This window comes from Micromonospora sp. NBC_00898 (genome assembly GCF_045207895.1).
GTDB lineage: Bacteria > Actinomycetota > Actinomycetes > Mycobacteriales > Micromonosporaceae > Micromonospora.
On the sequence record NZ_CP108775.1, the window covers coordinates 1,951,831 to 1,971,899 of the forward strand.

Below are 20,069 nucleotides of genomic sequence, written 5' to 3' on the forward strand. Positions count from 1 at the left end.
AATCATCAGGCACAGCGCGGATGAGCCTCGTGCCGGTGCCGACCGAAGGGAGGTATCGGCATGAGCGATTCCCGGGTCGGGCTGACCGTCACCCACCGCCGGTACGTGCCGTACTCCCACGCCCACTACGCGGGCAACCTGGTCGACGGGGCGTACGCGCTGGGGCTGTTCGGGGACGTCGCCACCGAGGTGTGCATCCGCACCGACGGCGACGAGGGCCTGTTCGCCTCCTACTCCGACGTGCAGTTCACCGCGCCGATGAAGGCCGGCGACGTCCTCGAGGTGGTTGCGACGGTGACCCGGGTGGGCACCCGCAGCCGCACCATCGACTTCGAAGCGCGGGTGGTGTGCCGGGGTCGCCCGGACAAGTCCGAGTCGGCCGCCGAGGTGCTGGCGGAACCGATCGTGGCGGTCACCGCGACCGGCACGGTGGTTGTACCCCCGGCGGCGTGAACGTCGCCGTCTGCGCCGACGTCGGGTCCACGTACACCAAGGCGGCGGTGGTCGATCTCGACGGCGGCGCGCTGGTCGCGGCCGCGTCGGCGCCCACCACCGTCGGCACGGACGTGCTGCACGGCCTGGACGCCGCCGTCGGCGCGGCCACCGCCGCCCTCGGCGTGACCGACGCGCCCTGGTACGTCTGCTCGTCGGCCGGCGGTGGGCTGCGGCTCGCGGTCATCGGCTACGAGCCCCTCGTCACCGCGCAGGCCGGCCGGCGGGTCGGCCTGTCCGCCGGGGCGAACGTGGTGCACGTGGCCGCCGGTCGGCTCGGCGCGGCCGACCTGACCGCGCTGCGCGCCGCCCGCCCCGACGTGGTGCTGCTCGTCGGCGGCACCGACGGCGGCGACGCCGAGGTGTTGACGCACAACGCGACCCGGCTGGCGAAGGCCCGCTGGCGGGTGCCGGTGGTGCTCGCCGGCAACGTCGACGTCCGCGCCGACCTGCACGCCCTGCTCGCCGCCGCGAAGGTGCCGGTGACCGTCGCCGACAACGTGCTGCCCCGCATCGGCGTGCTCGCCCCCGCCTCGGCGCGGGCGGCGATCCGGGAGGTGTTCCTGCGCCACGTCATCGGCGGCAAACGGCTCTCCCGGGGCACCCGCTTCGCCCGGCTGGTGCGGGCCGCCACCCCCGACGCGGTGCTCACCGGGGTGGAGGTGCTGGCCGACGCCCTTGGCGGTGACCTCGCCGTCGTCGACGTCGGCGGCGCCACCACCGACGTGTACTCGGTGCTCACCCCCGACGAGCGGGCCGGCGGGCCCGGGCGGGAGGTCGCCGGCACCCTGTGGCGGGCCCGGACCGTCGAGGGGGACCTGGGCATGCGGTGGAGCGCCCCCGGCGTGGTGCGCGCCGCCGCCGAGGAACGTCTGCTCAGCCCGGGCGAGCAGGACGATCTGGCCGCTGCGGCGGCGGTGCGGGCCGCCGACCCCGGTTTCCTGCCCGCCGACGACACCGACCGGGCCGTCGACGCCCGGATCGCCGCCCTCGCGGCGACGGTGGCGCTGCGCCGGCACGCCCGCGGCGCGGCGACCGGGGAACGGGCCGGCCGGGACCTGCGTGACGTGCGGCTGCTGGTCGGCTCCGGCGGGGTGCTGCGCCACGCCGTGCCCGACGTCGCCGCCGGTGTGCTGGGCGCGGTGCTCGGCGACCACGCCGGCGGGTGGCCGCTGCCCCGCGCGGCCCGGCCCGTCGTCGACGTCGACTACGTGCTGGCCGCCGGTGGGCTCCTCGCCGCCGACCAACCGACGGCGGCGCGGGCGCTGCTGCGCCACCATCTGGACCGCTGACGCCGCCAAATGTCGGCCCCATCGAGACGCGCCGACGCGACACGCCGTGTCGCAACACACGACAGGCCCGGGTGGGTTGACAGCGGGCGGGGTGCAACACGTACCGTCTTTGAGTCCTACCACGGGAAGCGGCTGTTGTTCGCTTCGTCCCTTCGCCCGCTGGCCGAGCGACATTCGTGCACCGCGTCGCGGCGGCCAGGTCCAGCGGGCGGGGGTCGGCGGGGCGGCGCGAACCGGCCGCGGTTACCGGTGTACGGGCAGGGTGAAAGGCACGGCCAGTAGACAACGGCCAGGCGGGGGCAGCCAGTCCGCGTCGGGTCGGTCCGAAGGTCGGCGTCGTTCACTCTCGCCCCACCGGCCGGGAAGGGCCTGGGAGCATCGGGGCGCGGCGCGAGCCGCGCCCCGATTTCGTTTCCGCCTCACACCTGCGGCCGGTACGCCTCCAGTCGGTCGGCGAGCAGCACCGGCTGGCTCAACGCCAGCAGGTGCCCGCCGGGCAGCTCGTCGGGCGCCACGCCCAGCCGTTCCCGGGACAGCCGGCGCTGGAACTCCAGCGGGAAGAACCGGTCGTCGCGGCCGGACACCACCCGGGTCGGCACCTCGGGCCAGCGGCGCAGCGGATTCGGCCGGGTGAACACCGCCGGCGACTGCCCCGGCCCGCCGGCGGCCATCAGCCGTGCGGTCACCTCCGGCGGCACGTCGTGGAAGAAGTCCACCAGCAGGTCCACGTCGTCGCTTACCGGGCGGCCCTGCGCGGCCGCGTACGCCGCCCGGGCCGGTGCGTGGCCGGTGGCCGCCCACCACTGGCCGGCGGTCTCCCCGGGTGCGGGGATCATCGGGTTGACCAGCACCAGCAGCCGCACCGCCGGATGGTCGGCCACCAGCGGGGCGGTGAACGCCCCCAGGGACTGCGCCACCAGCGTCACGTCGCGGTGGCCGTCCACGGCGGCGCGCACGACGGCGGCGTACTCGGACAGGGCGGCGTGCTCGTCGGCGGCCGGCAGGTCCACCGCCACCGCCTCCCGGCCCCGCCGGCGCAGCTCGTCGACGAGCAGCCGCCAATACTCGGCGCTGCCGCCGGCGCCCGGAATCAGCACGTACGTCGTCGCCGCTGTCGGCGGCCCGTCTGCCTCCATGCCGACCACCGTGCCAGCCGGGTACGACATCCCGCCCGGCCGGCGGCGGATCCGCACCGCGCGCCGTCAGCCGCCGGTGGGGCGGGCCCGCACGTGCAGTCGCTCGCCCTGCGGGCCGAAGAGGGCGAGGACTTCCGCGGGCCGCGGGTCCGGGTTGGCGACCGCGTGCGGCAGCCGGGTGTCGAACTCGGCGACCTCCCCGGGGGTCAGCAGCAAATCGTGCTCGGCCAGCAGCAGCCGGATCCGGCCCGACAGCACGTACAGCCACTCGTAGCCCTCGTGGCTCTGCTGCTCCGGGTCGGCGGGGGTGTGCGGCGGGAAGATCTGCTTGAACGCCTGCAGGCCGCCCGGGCGGCGGGTCAGCGGCAGGAAGGTGATGCCGTGGCGGACGATCGGCCGCGGGTGCACCCGGGGGTCGCCGGTGGCGGGTGCGCCCACCAGTTCGTCCAGCGGCACCTGGTGGGCCCGGGCGAGGGGCAGCAGCAGCTCCAGGGTGGGCCGGCGGCCGCCGGACTCCAGCCGGGACAGGGTGCTGATCGAGATGCCGGTGGTTTCCGCGAGCTGGGCGAGCGTGACGCCGCGCCGGGTGCGCAGGGCCCGCAGCCGCGGACCCACCGCAGCCAGCACCGCCGACTCCTCGTTTGCCATAACAGCAACACTACTTGCCACTGAGCCGGGTCGGGCGCACGGTGGGCACCGACAACAGCGACGGAGGCGACGATGAACGACAGATACGACGTGGTGGTGATCGGCGGTGGGGCCGCCGGGCTCAGCGGGGCGCTGGCCCTGGCCCGGGCGCAACGGTCCGTGCTGGTGGTCGACGCGGGGCAGCCCCGCAACGCGCCCGCCGGGCAGGTGCACAACTTCCTCGGCCGCGACGGCACGCCGCCGGCCGAACTGCTCGCCGCCGGCCGCGACGAGGTCACCCGGTACGGCGGCGAGATCATCAACGGGACGGCCCAGGACGCGACGAGGGACGGCGACGGGTTCCTGGTGACCCTGCACGACGGGCGGGAAGTGCGGGCCCGGCGGCTGCTGGTCACCACCGGGCTGGTCGACGAGCTGCCCGACGTGCCCGGGCTGGCCGGGCGGTGGGGTCGCGACGTGCTGCACTGCCCGTACTGCCACGGCTGGGAGGTCCGCGACCGGCGGATCGGGGTGCTCGCCACCGGGCCCCTCGCGGCGCACCAGGCGCAGCTGTGGCGGCAGTGGAGCCCGCACGTGACGCTGCTGCTGCACGGCGTCCCGGCGCCCGGGGCGGAAGAGGCCGAGCGGCTCGCGGCGCGGGGGATCACCGTCGTCGACGGCCCGGTCGCCGCGCTGGAGGTGACCGGCGACGCGCTCACCGGGGTGCGGCTGACCTCCGGCGAGATCGTCGCGCTCGACGCCGTGGTGGTGGCCGCCCGGGCCACCGCGAGGGCGGGAGTGCTGGAGTCGCTCGGGCTGGCCCCGGCCGACGTGGAGATGGCCGGCCACGTCGTCGGCGCGCAGATCCCCGCCGATCCGACGGGCGCCACCGCCGTGCCCGGAGTGTGGGTGGCGGGCAACGTCGCCGACGTACGCGCGCAGGTGGTCACGGCCGCGGGGGCGGGGTTGATGGCCGGCGCGGCGATCAACGCCGACCTGATCGCCGAGGAGACCGACGACGCCGTCGCCGGCTACCGGCGTGACCTGAGCACGATGTTCGAGCAGGCCGCCTGGGAGGAGCGCTACCGGGCCCGGCCGGCGGTGTGGAGTGGGCGGCCCAACCCGCAGCTGGTGGCCGAGGCCACCGCCCTGGCTCCGGGCCGGGCGCTGGACGTCGGCTGCGGCGAGGGCGCCGACGCCGTCTGGCTCGCACAGCGGGGCTGGCAGGTCACCGCGGTCGACATCGCCGACACTGCCCTGCGGCGGGCCGCGGCGCACCCCGCGGCGGCCGGTGAGGCGGTTGCCGCCCGGATCACCTGGGCGCAGGCGGACCTGCGTGACCAGCCGCCCGCCGCCGGCCGGTACGACCTCGTGTCGGCGCAGTTCATGCACCTGCCGGGCGAGGCGCGACGGCAGCTGTTCGCGCGGCTGGCCGCTGCGGTCGCCCCGGGCGGCACCCTGCTGATCGTCGGGCACCACCCGTCCGACCTGCGGACCACGGCACACCGGATGCACTTCCCCGACCTGATGTACACCGCGGAAGAGGTGGCGTCCGCCCTCGACCCCGGGGTCTGGCAGGTGCGCACGGCCGAGGCCCGGCCGCGTGCCGCGGTGGACCCCGATGGGCGGGACATCACGATCCACGATGCCGTGCTGGTGGCGCGGCGCCGCGGCTGAACCTCGCGGCCGGCCGGCCCCGGGCCCGCACCGGTCACGGGCCGGTCGGGCCGGCCTGTACCCCATCGCTCGAAGTTGTTCTGATGCGGCACGAGGACGACCACCGTGTGATCGTCGCTGGCGATGTGCGAGCCGGGGGCACTGCCCACCGTTACAAAGATCGACAGCTGGGCCCCGGGCAAGCCACCGGAGCGGCATCGGACGGCACTGGCCGGGTAGCCTTCGGCGCGTGATCGTGGTGAGGTGCCGGTGACGACGCTCGACCGGGAAGAGACGCGTGCCACCGACGGGGCACGCGACAGCGGGGCCGGGCGTCCGCTCCCGCTGAAGGTGGCCGTGCCGTTGGCGGTCGTGGCCGGGCTGGCGCTGCTGGCCGCGTTCCCCCCGTACGGGGTGTGGCCGCTGGCGCCGGTCGGCGTGGCGCTGCTGGCCGCGGCGGCGCACCGGCGGCGGTTGCGCGCCGGCGCCGGGCTGGGGTTCCTGACCGGGGTGGCCCTGTTCGCGCCGCTGCTGGAGTGGACCAACCTGCACACCGGCTACCTGCCGTGGGTGCTGCTGTCCCTGTTGCAAGCCGGCTATCTGGCGCTGCTCGGCGCCGCCACCGCCTGGGTGACCCCGCTGGTCGACCGGTGGCGGTGGGCGTGGCCGGTGCTGACCGGGCTGCTGTGGGTGGGGCAGGAGGCGCTGCGCGACCGCACCCCGTTCGGCGGGTTCCCGTGGGGGCGGCTGGCGTTCAGCCAGGACTCCTCCCCCCTGCTGCCGCTGGCCGCGCTCGGCGGGGCGCCGTTGGTCACCTTCGCCGTCGCGCTGGCCGGCGGGCTGCTCGTGGCCCTCGGCTGGCGCAACTGGCGCCACCAGGCCGGGCAGTGGCGGCCGGTGGCGGGGCTGCTCGCCGCGCTGGCCGTCGTCCTCGGCGCCGGGTCGGCGGTGCCGGTCGGCGTACGCGGCGCGGGCGAGAGCCTCACCGTGGCCATCGTGCAGGGCAACGTGCCCCGGCTCGGGTTGGACTTCAACGCCCAACGCCAGGCCGTGCTCAACAACCACGTCGACGCCACGCTGACCCTGGCCGCGCAGGTCGCCGCCGGCACCCAGCGCCGGCCCGATCTGGTGGTGTGGCCGGAGAACTCCAGCGACATCGACCCGCTGCGCAACCCCGGCGCCGGGGACCGGATCACCCAGGCCGCCGACGCCATCGGCGCGCCGATCCTGGTCGGCGCGGTGCTGCTCGGCCCGGGAGCCGGGCAGGTGCGCAACGCCGGCCTGCTGTGGCGCCCCGGCAGCGGCGCCGACCTCGACCAGCTCTACACCAAGCGGCACCCGGTGCCGTTCGCCGAGTACGTGCCGCTGCGCTCCATCGCCCGGGCCGTCAGCTCCGAGGTCGACCGGATCCGCTCCGACTTCGTCGCCGGCACCGACCCCGGCGTGCTCGACTCCGGGCCGGCGGTGCTCGGCGACGTGATCTGCTTCGAGGTCGCCTACGACGGCATCGTCCGGGACACCGTCACCGGCGGCGCGCAGCTGCTGGTGGTGCAGACCAACAACGCCACCTTCGACGTGGCCGAGGCCCGCCAGCAGCTGGCGATGGTGCGGCTGCGGGCGGTCGAGCACGGCCGGGCCGCGCTGATGGCCTCCACGGTCGGAGTGTCCGGGTTCGTTACCCCGGACGGGCGGGTAGACGGTGCCACCGGATTCAACACCGCGGCCGTGGTGGTCCGGCAGATGCAGCTCGGGGACGGTCGTACGCTGGCCACCCGGGCGGGGGTGTGGCCCGAGGCGGCCCTCGCGGCGCTCGCCGTCGCGGCCCTGGCCGGCGCGGCGGTGCTGCGCCGCCGCCGGGAGGTCACCCCCGGCTGAGGACGACGGGTGCCGGTACGCCGGTGGAAGGCGGTAGCGCGGTGGTCGAGGTAGCCGACAGGCGGACGGTCGGCCATCCCGGGGTGGGGCGGGTCCTCGTGGTGATCCCCACCTACAACGAGGCCGACAACGTCAACCGGATCGTCACCCGGGTACGGGCGGCCGCGCCCGCGGTGGAGATCCTCGTCGCCGACGACAACAGCCCCGACGGCACCGGCGCGCTCGCCGACGCCCTCGCCCGGACCGATCCGCAGGTGCACGTGCTGCACCGGGAGGGCAAGGAAGGGCTCGGCGCGGCCTACCTGGCCGGCTTCGCGTGGGCCCGCGACCGCGGGTACGACGCGGTGGTGGAGATGGACGCCGACGGCTCACACGCCCCGGAGGACCTGCCGGCCCTGCTGGACGCCGCCCGCGACGCGGACGTGGTGATCGGCTCCCGGTGGACGCGGGGGGCGCGGGTGGTGAACTGGCCGCTGCGGCGGCTGCTGCTGTCGCGCGGCGGCAACCTGTACACGCGGCTGGCGCTGGGCATGCCGGTCTCCGACGCCACCGGCGGCTACCGGGTGTACCGCTCGACGGCGCTGGCGGCGATCGACCTGGAGTCGGTCTCCTCGCAGGGGTACGCGTTCCAGGTGGAGCTGTCCCGGCTGGCGCACCGCGCCGGCGTGCGGATCGTCGAGGTGCCGATCACCTTCGCCGAGCGGGAGCACGGCGACAGCAAGATGAGCCCGCTGATCGTGGCCGAGGCGCTGTGGCGGGTCACCGGGTGGGCGCTGCAGGACCGGCGCACGGCCGTGCGGCGGGGCCTGCACGGCACCACTGACGGTCAGGTCCGGTGGCCCTGAGCGTGGACGTGTCATGCTGGAGGAGCGTGATGACGCCATGGTTGATGAGGTGAGATGCGCCGAGGACTGAGGTTCGTACCGCCGGCCCTGCTGCTGCTGGCGGTGCTGGAGCTGGCGGTGTTCGTCCTGGTGGGCCGCGGGATCGGGTTCGGTTCCGCGGTCCTGCTGGTGTTCGCCGCGTCCCTGCTCGGGCTGGTGCTGCTGCGCCGCGAGGGGATGCGCGCCTGGCGGGGTTTCCGGGCCGCCGTGGAGTCCGGGCAGCCGCCGGGGCCGCAGGTGACCGACGGGCTGGTGGGGTTGCTGGGGGCGTTGCTGCTGGCCACCCCCGGGCTGGTCAGCGGCCTGGCCGGGCTGTTGCTCCTGGTGCCGCCGGTGCGCCGGCTCGCCCGGGTCGGCGTGCAACGTTCCGCCGAGCGCCGGGTGTCGTCGATGGTCGCCGGTGACCTGTTCGGCCCCCGCCGGGTCCGGGTGCGCCGCGGCGCCCCGCAACCGGCGCCGGCGCCCACCGCCCCGCAGCAGCCGGTGACGGACCAGGGCCGGGCCATCGAGGGCGAGATCGTCGAGCCCGGCCGGCCCTGAACGACCCACGACGACGAAGCGCCCCCGGGAAGGTTCTTCCCGGGGGCGCTTCGGTCGTTCGTGGTGCGCTCAGGCGCGGCCGCGGCGGGTGCGGACCTCCTGGAGCCGCTCGGCCAGGATGTCCTCCAGCTCGGCGATGGAGCGCCGCTCCAGCAGCATGTCCCAGTGGGTACGCGGCGGCTTGGCCTTCTTCTGCTCCGGCTCGTTGCCGTCGACCAGCCGGGCGACGCTGCCGTCGAACTTGCATTCCCAGGTCGTCGGGACCTCGGCGTCGACGGCGAACGGCACCTCGAACTGGTGGCCCTTGGCGCACAGGTACTCGCGGGTCTGACGCGGCGCGAGCTCGGTGTTGCGGTCGGATTCGTAGCTCACCGCGCCCAGGCGGCTTCCGCGCAGCATACGCTCGCCCATGATCGACTTCCCCTCGTTCGTGGTGCTGGTCCTGTCGGTGTAACGGTCCGTCGCCGCCGAGGCATTCCCGCCCCGGTGGGTGATCCGGCCGCGCGACCCCTGCAAGGGTAACCGGCCATGACGTGAACCCGGCGGGGTCGTCCCCGGCCGGGTCGAAACGGTGGAGTGTTTTCGCTGTCAATGGGGATGTTAGCCGCCGCAGGCGGCCGTTCGCGGGGGATGTCCGCCGCCCCAGGTGCGCGGGAGGTGTCGATGACCAGTGACGCGCCGGTCGATGCCCGACCGCCCGGCGGGAAGACCTTCTTCGGTCACCCGCGGGCGCTGTCGACCCTGTTCCTCACCGAGATGTGGGAGCGGTTCAGCTTCTACGGCATGCGGGCGATCCTGGTGCTCTACCTCACCGCCGCGGTCGCCGACGACGGGCTGGCCATCCGGGAGTCCACCGCCAACGCCGTGTACGGCACCTACAACGCGATGGTCTACCTGATGGCGCTGCCCGGCGGCTGGGTCGCCGACCGGCTCATCGGGGCCCGACGCAGCGTGCTGTGGGGCGGCGTGGTCATCGCGGCCGGCCACTACGTGATGGCGATCCCCGCCCGGTGGAGCGTGTTCGCCGGCATGACGCTGATCGTGCTCGGCACCGGCCTGCTCAAGCCCAACATCTCGACCATGGTCGGCGACCTGTACGACCGGGACTCCCCGCGCCGCGACGCCGGCTTCTCGATCTTCTACATGGGCATCAACCTGGGCGCGTTCATCGCCCCGCTGATCACCGGTTTCCTCGGCGAGAAGATCAACTGGCACCTGGGCTTCGGCGCCGCCGCGATCGGTATGACCTTCGGCGTGCTGCAGTACGTGCTGGGCCGGCGCAACCTCGGCGAGGCCGGCGCCCGTCCCGCCGACCCGCTGCTGGGCGCGGACCGCCGCCGCGCGCTGACCCGCATCGGCGTCGTCACCCTGGCGGTGCTGGTGCTGCTCGCCGTCCTCGCCCTGTTCGGGCTCTTCACTGTCAACACCGTGGTGAACCTGCTCACCATCGTCACCGTGCTGGTGACCATCGCCTACTTCGCCCGGATCCTCACCGACCGGGAGATCAGCGGGACCGAACGCAGCCGGATGAAGGCGTACCTGTGGCTGTTCGTCTTCGCCGCGGCGTTCTGGCTGATCTACGACCAGGCGGGGTCGGTGCTGAACATCTTCGCCGCCGACAAGACCGACCGGGACGTGCTCGGGTTCACCTTCCCCGCGTCCTGGCTCCAGTCGGTCAACCCGATCCTGATCATCATCGGCGCGCCGCTGGCCGCGTGGCTGTGGCTGCGCCTCGGGCACCGGGTCTCCACGCCGATGAAGTTCGCCGTCGGTCTGGTGCTCAACGGCCTGTCGTTCGTGCTGATGGCCGCGGCCGCCCAGGCCGCCGTCGGCGGTGACCTGGTCTCCCCGTGGTGGCTGGTGGCCGTGTACGCCATCCAGGTCGCCGGTGAGCTGGCGCTGAGTCCGGTGGGCCTGTCGGCCACCACCAAGCTCGCCCCGGTGAAGTACGCCAGCCAGATGATGGGCCTGTGGTTCCTCGCCACCGCCGTCGGCGACGCGATCGGTGGTCAGGTGGCCCGGCTGGCCGAGACGTGGCCGGAGCCGACGTACTTCCTCACCTTCGGGCTGGCGTCGGTGGTGCTGGGGCTCGGCGCGGTGATGTTCGCCCGGCACATCCGGCAGCTGATGGCCGGCATCCACTGACCGGCGCCGGCGTCACACCGCCGGGGTCGGCGGCAGCGGCAGCGGCAGGCCGGGCAGCCCGTCGATGCTGGTGGCGACATGGTCCTTGCCGGCGAAGTACGCGCTCAGCGAGGCGTCGTCCTCGCGGGCGAAGCGCCGCCCGTGCAGGTCCCGGTCGGCGTCGTAGGTCATCAGTGGCACCGCGTAGCCGCAGGTGTCGCGGATCAGCTCGGCGCGTACCAGGATGACCGCGCGTAGGCCGTGCATGCCGGCGTCGATGTCGGGGAAGAGCCGGAACAGGTCGGCCCAGCGGGGGTCGTCGCGGAACACCGGCTCGCCCCGGCCGTGCACCCGCACGATGTTCGGCGGGCCGGCGAAGGCGCACCACATCAGCGTGATCCGGCCGTTCTCCCGCAGGTGGGCGATCGTCTCGGCGTTGGAGCCGGCGAAGTCGAGGTAGGCGACCGTCCGGTCGTCGACCACGGCGAACGAGCCGCGCAGGCCCTTGGGGGAGAGGTTGACGGTGCCGTCGCCGGCCAGCGGCGCGGTGGCGGTGAAGAACATCGGCTGCTCCTCGATGAAGGTGCGCAGCCGGCCGTCGATACGTTCGTACGTCTTTCCCACCAGGTCATTATTGCTGCCGGCGTGGTCGTGCCGCTGACCCGTCCCAGCCTGCGGTGACGTGCCGGTGGTCACCGGAGGCGGTCAGGGGGCGGGACGCGGCGTCCCGGCGTCGTCGGCGTGGCGGGAGCTGAGCCGGGCCAGCGCGCCGGCGAGGTCGCTGACCTGGTCGGCGAGCTGCGCGGCCCGTCGCTGGGCCAGGTCCCGGTCGGCCTCGGCCGATCCCAGTCGTACCGTCAGGTCCGCCAGCCGGGCCTCGGCGGACGCGGCGGCGTCGCGCGCGGCGACCAGGTCGGCGGTCAGGCCGCCCTGCTCGGCCGTCCGGGCCGCCAGCTCCGCGCGGGCGGCGGCGGTTGCCGCGTCGGCCTCCTGCCGCGCGGCCTCGGCCCGGCCCCGGGCGTCGTCGGCCTGCCGGCGGGCGCGGTCGGCCTCGCCGGCAGTCGCTCCCGCCCGGGCCGCCTCGGCCCGCGCCGCCTCGGCCTCCGTACGGGCCTGCGTGGCCTCCGCGCGCAACCGCTCGGCCCGCTCAAGGGCCTCGCCGGCCGAGCGGGTGGCCCGCTCGGCGTCGCCCCGCGCCGCGTCCCGCTCGACGGTCAGGTCGGCCAGCCGGCGCCGCTCGCCCTCCAGCTCCGACCGGAGGGTACGCAGCTCGGCGCGGGCGGCGTCGCGGTCCCGCTCGGCCTGCACCCGCAGCGCCTGCGCCGCGCCGGCCTCCCGCCGCGACTCGTCCCGACCCGCCTCGGCCTGTTCCGCCCGGCCGGCGGCGTGGGTGGCCTGCTCGACAGCCCGGTCCGCCCGCTCGCGGGCGGCGTCCCGCTCGGCGACCGCCGCGCGGGCCTCCTGGCGGGCCCGGACCGCGGCCGCGGCCGCGTCCTCGGCGTCGCGGCGGGCGTCGTCCCGCTCGGTGTGTGCGGCGGCCACCTGGGCGGCCGCCTCGGCGCGCAACTGCGCCAGCTGCCGCTCCACGCCGGCGGGGGAGAGCTCCGCGTGCAGCGCCTCGGTGAGGGTCTCCACGATCTGGTCCAGCCGGTCCACCGCCTCCCAGGTGCGGGCGACCTGGCCGGGCAGGCCGGGGGCGGTGCGGTGGCGCATCCGGGAGTTGCGCGACGCCCGCTGGCAGGCGCCGTCGTTGTCCCGGCAGTAGCGGAACGGCCGGCCCGCGCCGGCGCGCTGCGGCACATCCCGTCCACAGTGGGCGCAGGGGCGGGTGTCGGCGGGGGGAGTGGGTTGGGCGTCCATCGAGGGCGAAGTCTAGTGATGGGGCTCGTCCGGGTCAGCCCTCGGCGCGGGCCGCGCGGTCGAGGGTGTACCGGCGTTGCAGCAGCACCGCGACGACCATGACCACGGCCGGCAGCAGTCCGAAGCCGTAGCGGATGGCGGCCAGTGCGGCGCCGGACTGCGCCACCGTCTGCCCGGCGGCGGAGGCGACGAAGCCGCCCGCGGCCAGGCAGAGCGCGAACGCGTAGGGGCCGAGGGCGGCGCCGGCGGTGACCTGGACGCCGCCCCCTCGCCGCCGGGATGGTGCGCCGCCACCGCGACACCCGGCGGTAGGGTGCCGCCATGCCCGTCTCCCCGTACGTCGCGCGGATGCGCAAGCACATCGGCACCGATCTGCTCCTGCTGCCCGGGGTCAGCGCCGTGGTGCGCGACGACGCCGGAAGGGTGCTGCTGGCCCGGCGCGGTGACAACGGCCGCTGGTCGTTGCCGGCCGGCGCGATCGACCCGGGCGAGCAGCCGGCGGACGCGGTGCTGCGGGAGGTTTTCGAGGAGACCGGGGTACGCGCCGAGATCGAGCGGGTCGGCGGGGTCGCCACCCACCCGGTGGTCTACCCCAACGGGGACGCCTGCGAATACTTCAACGTCTGGTTCCGCTGCCGCCCGGTCGGCGGGGCGCCCACCGCGGACGGCGACGAGTCCCTCGAGGTCGGCTGGTTCGCCCCCGACGACCTGCCCGAGCTGGACGACTGGTCCCGGCTGCGGATCGACACCACCGTCGCCGAGGACGCCCCCGCCTGGCACGCCGCACCCGGCGAGCAGCATCCGGCGCTGAGCCAGCCGGACGCGCTCTGACCGGCACGCTCCACCTCGGGCCGCCCGCCGGCCCCGGCCGGGCGACAAAGGCGTGTCACCGGCCGGGCGACCCGCACCGCCCGCACCGGGGGCCGGAACGACCCACGATCACGGGGTGACCAGCGCCGCCCGGGACCGGTCGGCGGCGATCCGGACGGCCAGCCCCGCCAGCACGCTGCCCATCACCCAGCGCTGCACCCGCAGCCAGAACGGCCGCCGGGCGAAGAACGCCGCGATGCCGCCGGCGGTGAGCACGATCAGCGCGTTGACGGTCAGCGCGATGACGATCTGGGTGAGCCCGAGCAGCAGGCTCTGCGTGGCGACGTGGCCGCGCGCCGGGTCGATGAACTGCGGCAGCAGCGACACGTACAGGATGGCGATCTTCGGGTTGAGCAGGTTGGTGACCAGACCCATGGTGAACAGTCGCCGCGCCCGGTCGGGCGGCAGGGGCTGCGGCGTGAACGCCGACCGGCCGCCGGGGCGCAGCGTCCGCCAGGCCAGCCACAGCAGGTACGCCGCGCCGGCCAGCTTCACCGCCGTGTACAGCGGGGGCACCAGCACGAACACGGTCGCGATCCCGGCCACCGCCGCCCCCAGGTAGACCAGGAAACCGACGGCCACGCCGAGCAGCGACACCAGCCCCGCCCGGCGGCCCTGGGTGACCGACCGGGACACCAGGTAGACCATGTTCGGGCCCGGGGTGAGCACCAGGCCCAACGCCACCAGACCGATTCCCACCAGCGCGCCGACCGCGACCACGTGCCCTCCCGGTTTCCGATCTTGACGTGACCCTACGCCACACCGCCCCCGACGACGAGGTGGTTCCCGACGGCGCGGACGGGGGCAGGGCCAGCGCCGACCGACGATCAGGGCAGGGCGGCCCGTACGCCGAGGGCGAGCAGGACCGCCCCGGTCAACCGGTCGAGCAGCCGACGGACCCGGACGGTGCGCAACAGCCGGGCGGCCGCGCCGGTCACCGCGGTCCAACCGGCGAGCCAGCAGGTGTGCAGCGCCGCGTGCGCCGTGGCGAGCACCAGCATCGGCACCAGCACGGGCCGGCCCGGTTCGAGGAACTGCGGGGCGAGGGTCAGGTAGACGGCGGCGGCCTTGGGGTTGAGCACGTTGCCGAGCAGGCCCTGCAGGTAGGGATGGTGCCCGCGCCACGGCAGCCGCCGGGTCGCGGGCGCCGATCGGTCCGCCGCCCCGGCCGGGTCCGGTGGGTCGGCCGCCGCCGGGGTGCGGCGGCGGGACGAGGGCCGGAGCAGCCAGAGCCCGAGCCCGACCAGGTACGCCGCGCCGACCAGCTTGACGATCCAGAACGCCTGCGACGAGCGGAGCACCAGGGCGGCGAGGCCGACCGCGGCCAGGGTGGCGTGCACGTAGAGGCCGGTGACCGTGCCCAGGATGACCCACCAGCCGGCCTGCCGGCCGCCGCCGGCGACCCGCGAGACGACCAGGGACAGGCTCGTGCCCGGCGCGGTGGTGATCGGCGCGACGGCGGCCAGGAAGCCGAGCACGGCGACCCCGCGCACGCTCAGACCACCACCCGGTAGTGGGTGGTGAGCAGGCCGGAGTCGTCGTAGACGTGGAACGCGACGCCGGGCGGCTGGGTCTGGGTGGTCAGCGGACCCTCGCCCTCCCATGGCATTCGCAGGGTGGAGGCCGCGCCCGGCGCGATCCGCAGTGGACGGCCGGCGAAGGTGCTCGCCGCCGCGGTGTGGAAGTGCCCGGTCAGCACGGCGACGACCTGCGGGTGGGCGGCGACCAGGTCGGCCAGGGGCTCGGCGGGCAGCAGCCGGATCGGGTCGATGATCGGGTGGTGCAGCGCCACCGGCGGGTGGTGGAAGGCGAGGAAGGTCGGCGTGCCGGCCGGCACCGTGCCAAGTTCGGCGGCGAGCCAGCCCATCGTCTCCTCGTCGAGGTGGCCGTCGTCCTCGCCGGGCACCGAGGAGTCGGCGAGCAGGAAGACCGCGCCGGCCACGTCGTGCCGGGCGTTGATCGGGCCAGTGCCACCCCGGTCGTCGCCGAGCAGACCCTTGCGGTACGCGGCGCGTACGTCGTGGTTGCCGGGGCAGACCAGGACCGGCAGCGGGGAGTCGAAGAGCCGGGCCGCGGTCTCGTACTCGGCCACCTCGCCGTGGTCGGCGATGTCGCCGGTGATCAGGATCGCGTCGACCGGTCGCGCCAGGCCGTGCAGGTAATCCATCACCCGCGCGGTCCGTTCGGCCGATCGGGGATGACTGTCGATATGGGTGTCACTGAGATGGGCGATAACCAGCACCGAGATCCCCTAATGGCTATTCCGACTCTAGGCGTTAGGCACGCTACAGTGGCGCCCAGCGGACGCACAAGCCCGTACCGGAGGAGCACCGATGGCGCAGCAGCTCACCCTGGCCCTGGCCGGCACGATCCGGCACGACGGCGCCGGCGGGGTCGCCGACGACCTCGGCGACGTCGCCGGCCTGGCCGCCTGGCTCCACGCACAGGCGCCTCTGCTGCCCGAGTACGCCGGCGACGTCGGGCCGCTCGCCGACACGGCCGACGAGCCGACCCGGCTCGACGTGGTGGCGGTGCGCCGCGCGCTGCGGACCCTCTTCGCCGAAGCGGTCCGCCCGGGGCCGCCGAGCCGGGCCGACTCCTCCGCGCTGCTGTCCACACCGGAGGCGGTGGACCGGCTCAACCGGGCGGCCGCCGCGCTGCCGGTCAGGCCGGTGCTGCGCTGGCCGGACGGGGCCGGGCCCAGCATCAGCTGGCAGGGCGAGGCGGCCGACGCCCGGCTGCGGCTCACCGCGGGCCTGGCCCGCGCCGCCATCGAATTCCTCGCCAGTGCGGCGCGCGAGCAGTTGCGGGCCTGCCCGGCGCCCCGCTGTGTCCGCTACTTCGTCAAGGACCACCCGCGCCAGGAGTGGTGCAAACCCTCCTGCGGCAACCGGGCGCGGGTCGCCCGCCACTACCAACGGCACACCACCGCCGGGTGAGCGCCGCGGCGCTCACCGTCGACGGCGGCCGGAGATCTCCCCGGTCTCGTCCTCCCGCCAGGTGCGCAGCAGCAGGCTGACCCACGTCCGGTACGGGCGCCATCCGTCGGTGATCCGGGTCAGCGTGTCGTCGTCAACGTCCACGTCGAGGCGGTACGCGTCCCGGACGGCCTGGCGCAACCGCGGCTCGTGCCGGGGCGCCACGTCCGGGGCGCCGGCGCCGCGCAGCAGGATCAGCTCGGCGGAGAACGGGCCGATCCCCGGTAGCGTCGACAGCTCGCGCAGCGCCTCTGAGGTGGGCAGCGCCCGCAGCCGGGCCGCGTCGAGCCGGCCGTCCAGCGCCGCGGCGGCCAGCCCGCACAGCCACTCCGGTTTCCGGCCGGCCAGCCCGCCCATGCGGGTCAGGGCGTCCACCCCGCGCAGCAGCTCCGCCGGCCCGGGAAAGGCGGTGACCGGCCCATCGGGCAGCTCGACCGGGGTGCCGAGCCGCTCGGTGAGCCGGGCCTTCACGGTGGCGGCCTGGGTGATCCGGATCCGGTGGCTGATCACCGCCCAGCAGGCCGCCTCGTACGGCGACCAGAAGGTCACCGGGCGCAGGCCGCGATAGCGGCTCTGCAACCCGCCGACCACCGGATCGCGCGCGCCCACCCCGGCGAAGCCGGCACCGTCGACGTCGAGGGAGAGGATCCGCCGCAACTGGGCCCGGACGGCATCCCGGTCGGGCGGGTCGCCGGGCGGGTGCGCCCGGGCGTGCACCACCCCGTCGGCGTCCTGCCGCACCCGCAGCCCGACCGGGGTCCACCGGCCGTCGAGCGGGAACGCCAGGCGCAGCACCGGTTCGGCGGAGCCGGCGTACCGGGCCGGGGTGAAGCCCTCCAGGAAGCGGATGCTCGCCGCCAGCGAGAACGGCCCGCGCGGGGTCAGCATGAAGGTCGCCGGTGTCGAGGTCATCGCCGAAGGTCTACCAGCGGGGACCGACATCCCGGCGCGGTAAGGGGCTCGCCAGGGCCGGGACGGCGGGCGACACTACCGGGGTGTCGATCGAGCTGCGCGCCGCGCCCACCCCCACCGCGCCCGGTCTGCTGCTGCGGCCGTGGCGGGACGACGACGTCGACGAGCTGCTGGCGGCCTACCGGGACCCGGTGCTGCGCAGCTGGACCCTGCACCCGGTCCGCACCACCGCCGACGCCCGCGCGTTCCTGCGGCGCAGCCGGCAGGGCTGGGCGGCCGGCCGCCGGTTCAGCTTCGCGATCCTCGAACCGGGCCCGGACGGCGAGCGGCTGGTCGCGCACGTGCTCCTCAAGGAGGTCACCCCCGGCCGGTCGTACGCGGAGGTGGGCTATTGGACCGCGGCCCCGGCCCGCGGGCGGGGGGTCGCGCCGCGCGCGGTCACCGCCGTCACCGATTGGGCGTTCGCCCGGTTCGGCGCGGCCGGGCTGACCCGGTTGGAGCTGCTGCACCAGGTCGACAACCCCGCCTCCTGCCGGGTGGCGGAGAAGAGCGGGTACGCCTTCCAGGACGTGCTGCCGGCCCGGCCGCCGTTCCCCCGCGACGGGCACCGGCACGTGCGCTGGCGGGCCTGACCGTCACTCGTCGCCGACGGTCTCCGTCTCCCCGTCGTGGGTGAACTGGACGGGCAGATGTTCGTCCGGCTGCGGAGCCTGCTCCATGTGGTGGTGGGGATCCCCGTCGGTGGAGAAGAGCACGTCGTCGGTCTTGTGGCTCTTCTCGCGGTCCTCTTCCGGATCTGTCACGTCCACTCCTCCCGGATGGCGCACCGACCGTGAACCGTCCTGCCTGTTCAGGTCAGCCTCTGCCACCCACCCTAGGCCGGCCGGACGGCCGTGGCAGGGGTTCGCCGAGGCCGTCACCAGCCGGCGAGGAACAGCACCGCCGCGACGACCAGCCCGGCCTCGACGAGGGCGACGAAGACCCGGTCGCTGATCCGGCCGACGACCCGACGGCCCACCCATGCGCCGGCGAGGGTGGCCGGGGTGAGCGCCGCGCCCAGCAGCACGCGGTCCCGCCCGAGTAGCCCGGTGGCGGCGTACCCGACGGTCTTGGACAGGTGCAGGGTGAGCGCGGCGGCGGCCTCGGTGCCCACGTACGCGGCCCGGGTGAGGCCGTAGGCCAGGAAGAACGGTGCGGTCAGCGGGCCCACGGAGCCCAGCAGCGCCGACCCGAGCCCGGACGCCGCGCCGACCGCCACGAAGGTGCGCCCGGTGGGTCGGGACGGCCGCGCCCCCAGGCGGCGCCACGCCACCACGGCGAGCAGGAACACCCCGAGCAGCCGCTTCAGCGCGGTGAGGGGGGCGTGGGCCAGCAGCAACGCGCCGGCCAGCGCGAGGGGCACCGCCCCGACGGCGAACCGGCCGGCGAGGGGCCAACGCAGCTCCCGGCGGTTGAGCCAGACCCGGGCGGCGTTGCTGGAGAGCTGGGTGAGGGTGAGCACCGGCACCGCGACCCGCAGCCCGAACAGCGCGGTGAACACCGGCAGCAGCAGCACGCCGCCGCCGAAGCCGGTCACCGCCGAGAGCAGGGCCAGCAGGAACGCCGCCGCCGAAGCCGCCAGCAACGTGCCCACGAGCGGCTCAGCGCTCGCCCGGCAAGACACCCCGCGGCGCGTCGGGTTGTCCGTCGGGCTGTCCGGCGGCGGGGTCGGCGGCGGGGTCGGCGGCACGCTCCGGGCTCGGCCGGTCGGCGTGCCCGGCGGCCGGGTCGGTCAGGGCCGGGTCGGTGGGGGCCGGGCCGAGCAGCCGCAGCAGCAGCCGCGGCTCACCCGGCCACGCGTCGAGCAGCACCTGCCGGGGCACCTGCCGGCCGGCGTACCGCAGGGCGAGGGCGACCACGACGATGTCGTCGAGCGGGCCGATGACCGGCAGGAACTCGGGGATCAGGTCGATCGGGCTGGCCAGCCAGAGGCCCGCGAAGACGATGGCCGCCTTGGCGCGGCGGGGCACCCGCGGATCCTTGCGCAGCCGGCGCACCGTGGTCAGGCAGTCGGGGATGAACGCGGCCAGGTCGCGCAGGATGCCCGGCGGAAGGCGTCGGGCGAGCAGCGCCATCGCGGCCCAGCTCACGATCAGACAGGCCACCGCCACCCCGAGCCCGATCAGCCAGTCGCGCACGCGGGGTCCTTTCGGGCAGGGTACGGGCCACCGAGGAATGTACGCCGGGTCAGCCCGGGCCGCCCGGCACGCGGCACGGCGGGGAATGCCGGGCCCTCCGCGCGCGCTGAAACCCACCGCGGACAGCGGATACCGTGAGTTTGGGAGGTGGCGACGGTGGCATTTGGCTGGGAGGCGGCGGTCGAGGCGCAGATCCGCACGGCCCAGGAGCGCGGCGAGTTCGACAACCTGCCCGGGGCGGGCAAGCCGATCCCCGGCCGGGGCCAGCCGTACGACGAGTCGTGGTGGATCAAGAGCTTCCTGGAGCGCGAGGCGCTCCCCACCGACCTGCTGCTGCCGACCCCGTTGCAGCTGCGCCGCCGCGTCGAGCAGCTCCGCGACGAGGTGCGGGACCTGCCCACCGAGGAGTCCGTGCGCGCCTTCGTCGCCGACCTCAACGCGGAGATCGTGGCGTGGCTGCGTACGCCCACCGGCCCCCGGGTGGTGGTCCGCCCGGTCAACGCCGACGACACCGTACGCCGCTGGCGAAGCGACCGGGAGCGGGCCGCCACGCCGACGGCCACCCCGGTCGAGCCGGCCCCCGCCTCGCCGTCGAACCGGCGGCGCTGGCGCCTGCCCTGGCGCCGCCACTGACCCGACGGCTCGG

Annotated in this window: 24 protein-coding genes; 11 read left to right on the forward strand and 13 right to left on the reverse strand. The window is 75.4% G+C overall.

Going from position 1 to position 20,069, the window contains the following annotated elements; translation table 11 throughout:
- Nucleotides 1-60 precede the first annotated feature (60 nt).
- Both OG799_RS09360 and OG799_RS09365 read left to right on the forward strand, forming a co-directional pair.
- Nucleotides 61-453: a hotdog domain-containing protein gene (locus OG799_RS09360; protein ID WP_406044642.1), complete on the forward strand. Its 393-nt coding sequence runs from the start codon at nt 61-63 to the stop codon at nt 451-453.
- On the forward strand, nt 450-1,784 hold the full coding sequence (locus OG799_RS09365) for a glutamate mutase L (RefSeq protein WP_406044643.1): 1,335 nt from the start codon (nt 450-452) through the stop codon (nt 1,782-1,784). Before OG799_RS09360 ends, OG799_RS09365 begins: the two co-directional genes overlap by 4 nt.
- Nucleotides 1,785-2,203: 419 nt before the next feature.
- Here OG799_RS09365 and OG799_RS09370 read toward each other — a convergent pair whose 3' ends face one another.
- A complete protein-coding gene (locus OG799_RS09370; RefSeq protein WP_406044644.1) occupies nt 2,204-2,920 on the reverse strand; it encodes an alpha/beta fold hydrolase in 717 nt (238 codons plus the stop codon).
- Between the two features lie 66 nt (nt 2,921-2,986).
- A complete protein-coding gene (locus OG799_RS09375; RefSeq protein WP_406044645.1) occupies nt 2,987-3,568 on the reverse strand; it encodes a helix-turn-helix domain-containing protein in 582 nt (193 codons plus the stop codon).
- A gap of 72 nt (nt 3,569-3,640) precedes the next feature.
- Between OG799_RS09375 and OG799_RS09380 the strand changes: the two genes are divergently transcribed.
- The 4 genes from OG799_RS09380 (at nt 3,641) to OG799_RS09395 (ending at nt 8,502) form a co-directional block, all read left to right on the forward strand.
- Nucleotides 3,641-5,224, forward strand: a complete 1,584-nt coding sequence (locus OG799_RS09380) for an FAD-dependent oxidoreductase (RefSeq protein ID WP_406044646.1) — start codon at nt 3,641-3,643, stop codon at nt 5,222-5,224.
- 249 nt (nt 5,225-5,473) lie between these two features.
- The gene (lnt, locus tag OG799_RS09385) at nt 5,474-7,078 is read left to right on the forward strand and encodes an apolipoprotein N-acyltransferase (protein WP_406046249.1); all 1,605 of its coding nucleotides are present in this window, start codon (nt 5,474-5,476) and stop codon (nt 7,076-7,078) included.
- 41 nt (nt 7,079-7,119) lie between these two features.
- Complete coding sequence (locus OG799_RS09390; protein ID WP_406044647.1) at nt 7,120-7,923, forward strand: polyprenol monophosphomannose synthase; 804 nt, start codon at nt 7,120-7,122, stop codon at nt 7,921-7,923.
- A gap of 54 nt (nt 7,924-7,977) precedes the next feature.
- On the forward strand, nt 7,978-8,502 hold the full coding sequence (locus tag OG799_RS09395; RefSeq protein ID WP_406044648.1) for an FxsA family protein: 525 nt from the start codon (nt 7,978-7,980) through the stop codon (nt 8,500-8,502).
- Nucleotides 8,503-8,571: 69 nt separating this feature from the next.
- Here OG799_RS09395 and OG799_RS09400 read toward each other — a convergent pair whose 3' ends face one another.
- Nucleotides 8,572-8,913, reverse strand: a complete 342-nt coding sequence (locus OG799_RS09400) for an RNA polymerase-binding protein RbpA (RefSeq protein WP_007460094.1) — start codon at nt 8,911-8,913, stop codon at nt 8,572-8,574.
- 252 nt (nt 8,914-9,165) lie between these two features.
- On the opposite strand from OG799_RS09400, the gene OG799_RS09405 reads away from it, so the two are divergent.
- A complete protein-coding gene (locus tag OG799_RS09405; RefSeq protein WP_406044649.1) occupies nt 9,166-10,647 on the forward strand; it encodes a peptide MFS transporter in 1,482 nt (493 codons plus the stop codon).
- A gap of 12 nt (nt 10,648-10,659) precedes the next feature.
- On the opposite strand, the gene OG799_RS09410 is transcribed toward OG799_RS09405, so the two are convergent.
- From OG799_RS09410 to OG799_RS09420, 3 genes are all read right to left on the reverse strand, one after another.
- Nucleotides 10,660-11,250: a pyridoxamine 5'-phosphate oxidase family protein gene (locus OG799_RS09410; RefSeq protein ID WP_406044650.1), complete on the reverse strand. Its 591-nt coding sequence runs from the start codon at nt 11,248-11,250 to the stop codon at nt 10,660-10,662.
- Between the two features lie 81 nt (nt 11,251-11,331).
- Nucleotides 11,332-12,486: a hypothetical protein gene (locus OG799_RS09415; RefSeq protein ID WP_406044651.1), complete on the reverse strand. Its 1,155-nt coding sequence runs from the start codon at nt 12,484-12,486 to the stop codon at nt 11,332-11,334.
- Nucleotides 12,487-12,520: 34 nt separating this feature from the next.
- Nucleotides 12,521-12,652, reverse strand: a complete 132-nt coding sequence (locus tag OG799_RS09420; RefSeq protein ID WP_406044652.1) for a hypothetical protein — start codon at nt 12,650-12,652, stop codon at nt 12,521-12,523.
- A 155-nt stretch (nt 12,653-12,807) separates the two neighbouring features.
- On the opposite strand from OG799_RS09420, the gene OG799_RS09425 reads away from it, so the two are divergent.
- Nucleotides 12,808-13,317 (forward strand): NUDIX hydrolase, encoded by a 510-nt coding sequence (locus OG799_RS09425; RefSeq protein ID WP_406044653.1) that lies wholly within the window; start codon nt 12,808-12,810, stop codon nt 13,315-13,317.
- A gap of 108 nt (nt 13,318-13,425) precedes the next feature.
- On the opposite strand, the gene OG799_RS09430 is transcribed toward OG799_RS09425, so the two are convergent.
- The 3 genes from OG799_RS09430 to OG799_RS09440 form a co-directional block, all read right to left on the reverse strand.
- Nucleotides 13,426-14,076 carry a LysE family translocator gene (locus OG799_RS09430; protein ID WP_406044654.1) on the reverse strand — a complete coding sequence of 217 codons (651 nt, stop codon included), beginning with the start codon at nt 14,074-14,076 and terminating at the stop codon, nt 13,426-13,428.
- Nucleotides 14,077-14,183: 107 nt separating this feature from the next.
- Complete coding sequence (locus OG799_RS09435) at nt 14,184-14,849, reverse strand: LysE family translocator (RefSeq protein WP_406044655.1); 666 nt, start codon at nt 14,847-14,849, stop codon at nt 14,184-14,186.
- Between the two features lie 2 nt (nt 14,850-14,851).
- Nucleotides 14,852-15,598, reverse strand: a complete 747-nt coding sequence (locus OG799_RS09440) for a metallophosphoesterase (protein ID WP_406044656.1) — start codon at nt 15,596-15,598, stop codon at nt 14,852-14,854.
- Nucleotides 15,599-15,689: 91 nt separating this feature from the next.
- On the opposite strand from OG799_RS09440, the gene OG799_RS09445 reads away from it, so the two are divergent.
- Complete coding sequence (locus OG799_RS09445; RefSeq protein WP_406044657.1) at nt 15,690-16,295, forward strand: CGNR zinc finger domain-containing protein; 606 nt, start codon at nt 15,690-15,692, stop codon at nt 16,293-16,295.
- 12 nt (nt 16,296-16,307) lie between these two features.
- On the opposite strand, the gene OG799_RS09450 is transcribed toward OG799_RS09445, so the two are convergent.
- The gene (locus OG799_RS09450) at nt 16,308-17,246 is read right to left on the reverse strand and encodes a DNA-3-methyladenine glycosylase family protein (protein ID WP_406044658.1); all 939 of its coding nucleotides are present in this window, start codon (nt 17,244-17,246) and stop codon (nt 16,308-16,310) included.
- Between the two features lie 83 nt (nt 17,247-17,329).
- Here OG799_RS09450 and OG799_RS09455 point away from each other — a divergent pair, with 83 nt between their 5' ends.
- A complete protein-coding gene (locus tag OG799_RS09455) occupies nt 17,330-17,878 on the forward strand; it encodes a GNAT family N-acetyltransferase (RefSeq protein WP_406044659.1) in 549 nt (182 codons plus the stop codon).
- 3 nt (nt 17,879-17,881) lie between these two features.
- Here the strand turns inward: OG799_RS09455 and OG799_RS09460 are convergent, their stop codons facing one another.
- The 3 genes from OG799_RS09460 to OG799_RS09470 all read right to left on the reverse strand — a co-directional run bounded on the left by OG799_RS09460 (nt 17,882) and on the right by OG799_RS09470 (nt 19,423).
- Entirely contained in the window at nt 17,882-18,049 is a 168-nt protein-coding gene (locus OG799_RS09460) for a hypothetical protein (protein ID WP_406044660.1), read from the reverse strand.
- 113 nt (nt 18,050-18,162) lie between these two features.
- Complete coding sequence (locus tag OG799_RS09465) at nt 18,163-18,879, reverse strand: sulfite exporter TauE/SafE family protein (RefSeq protein WP_406044661.1); 717 nt, start codon at nt 18,877-18,879, stop codon at nt 18,163-18,165.
- Nucleotides 18,880-18,886: 7 nt separating this feature from the next.
- On the reverse strand, nt 18,887-19,423 hold the full coding sequence (locus tag OG799_RS09470; RefSeq protein ID WP_406044662.1) for a YkvA family protein: 537 nt from the start codon (nt 19,421-19,423) through the stop codon (nt 18,887-18,889).
- 156 nt (nt 19,424-19,579) lie between these two features.
- On the opposite strand from OG799_RS09470, the gene OG799_RS09475 reads away from it, so the two are divergent.
- Entirely contained in the window at nt 19,580-20,056 is a 477-nt protein-coding gene (locus tag OG799_RS09475; protein WP_406044663.1) for a DUF1992 domain-containing protein, read from the forward strand.
- Nucleotides 20,057-20,069 lie beyond the last annotated feature (13 nt).

Excerpts from the sequence above, each read along its gene's own strand:
- OG799_RS09360 (WP_406044642.1), top strand. The coding sequence starts at position 61 with ATGAGCGATTCCCGGGTCGGGCTGACCGTCACCCACCGCCGGTACGTG.
- OG799_RS09370 (WP_406044644.1), bottom strand. The coding sequence starts at position 2,920 with ATGGAGGCAGACGGGCCGCCGACAGCGGCGACGACGTACGTGCTGATT.
- OG799_RS09375 (WP_406044645.1), bottom strand. The coding sequence starts at position 3,568 with ATGGCAAACGAGGAGTCGGCGGTGCTGGCTGCGGTGGGTCCGCGGCTG.
- OG799_RS09380 (WP_406044646.1), top strand. The coding sequence starts at position 3,641 with ATGAACGACAGATACGACGTGGTGGTGATCGGCGGTGGGGCCGCCGGG.
- OG799_RS09395 (WP_406044648.1), top strand. The coding sequence starts at position 7,978 with ATGCGCCGAGGACTGAGGTTCGTACCGCCGGCCCTGCTGCTGCTGGCG.
- OG799_RS09400 (WP_007460094.1), bottom strand. The coding sequence starts at position 8,913 with ATGGGCGAGCGTATGCTGCGCGGAAGCCGCCTGGGCGCGGTGAGCTAC.
- OG799_RS09405 (WP_406044649.1), top strand. The coding sequence starts at position 9,166 with ATGACCAGTGACGCGCCGGTCGATGCCCGACCGCCCGGCGGGAAGACC.
- OG799_RS09415 (WP_406044651.1), bottom strand. The coding sequence starts at position 12,486 with ATGGACGCCCAACCCACTCCCCCCGCCGACACCCGCCCCTGCGCCCAC.
- OG799_RS09425 (WP_406044653.1), top strand. The coding sequence starts at position 12,808 with ATGCCCGTCTCCCCGTACGTCGCGCGGATGCGCAAGCACATCGGCACC.
- OG799_RS09445 (WP_406044657.1), top strand. The coding sequence starts at position 15,690 with ATGGCGCAGCAGCTCACCCTGGCCCTGGCCGGCACGATCCGGCACGAC.
- OG799_RS09450 (WP_406044658.1), bottom strand. The coding sequence starts at position 17,246 with ATGACCTCGACACCGGCGACCTTCATGCTGACCCCGCGCGGGCCGTTC.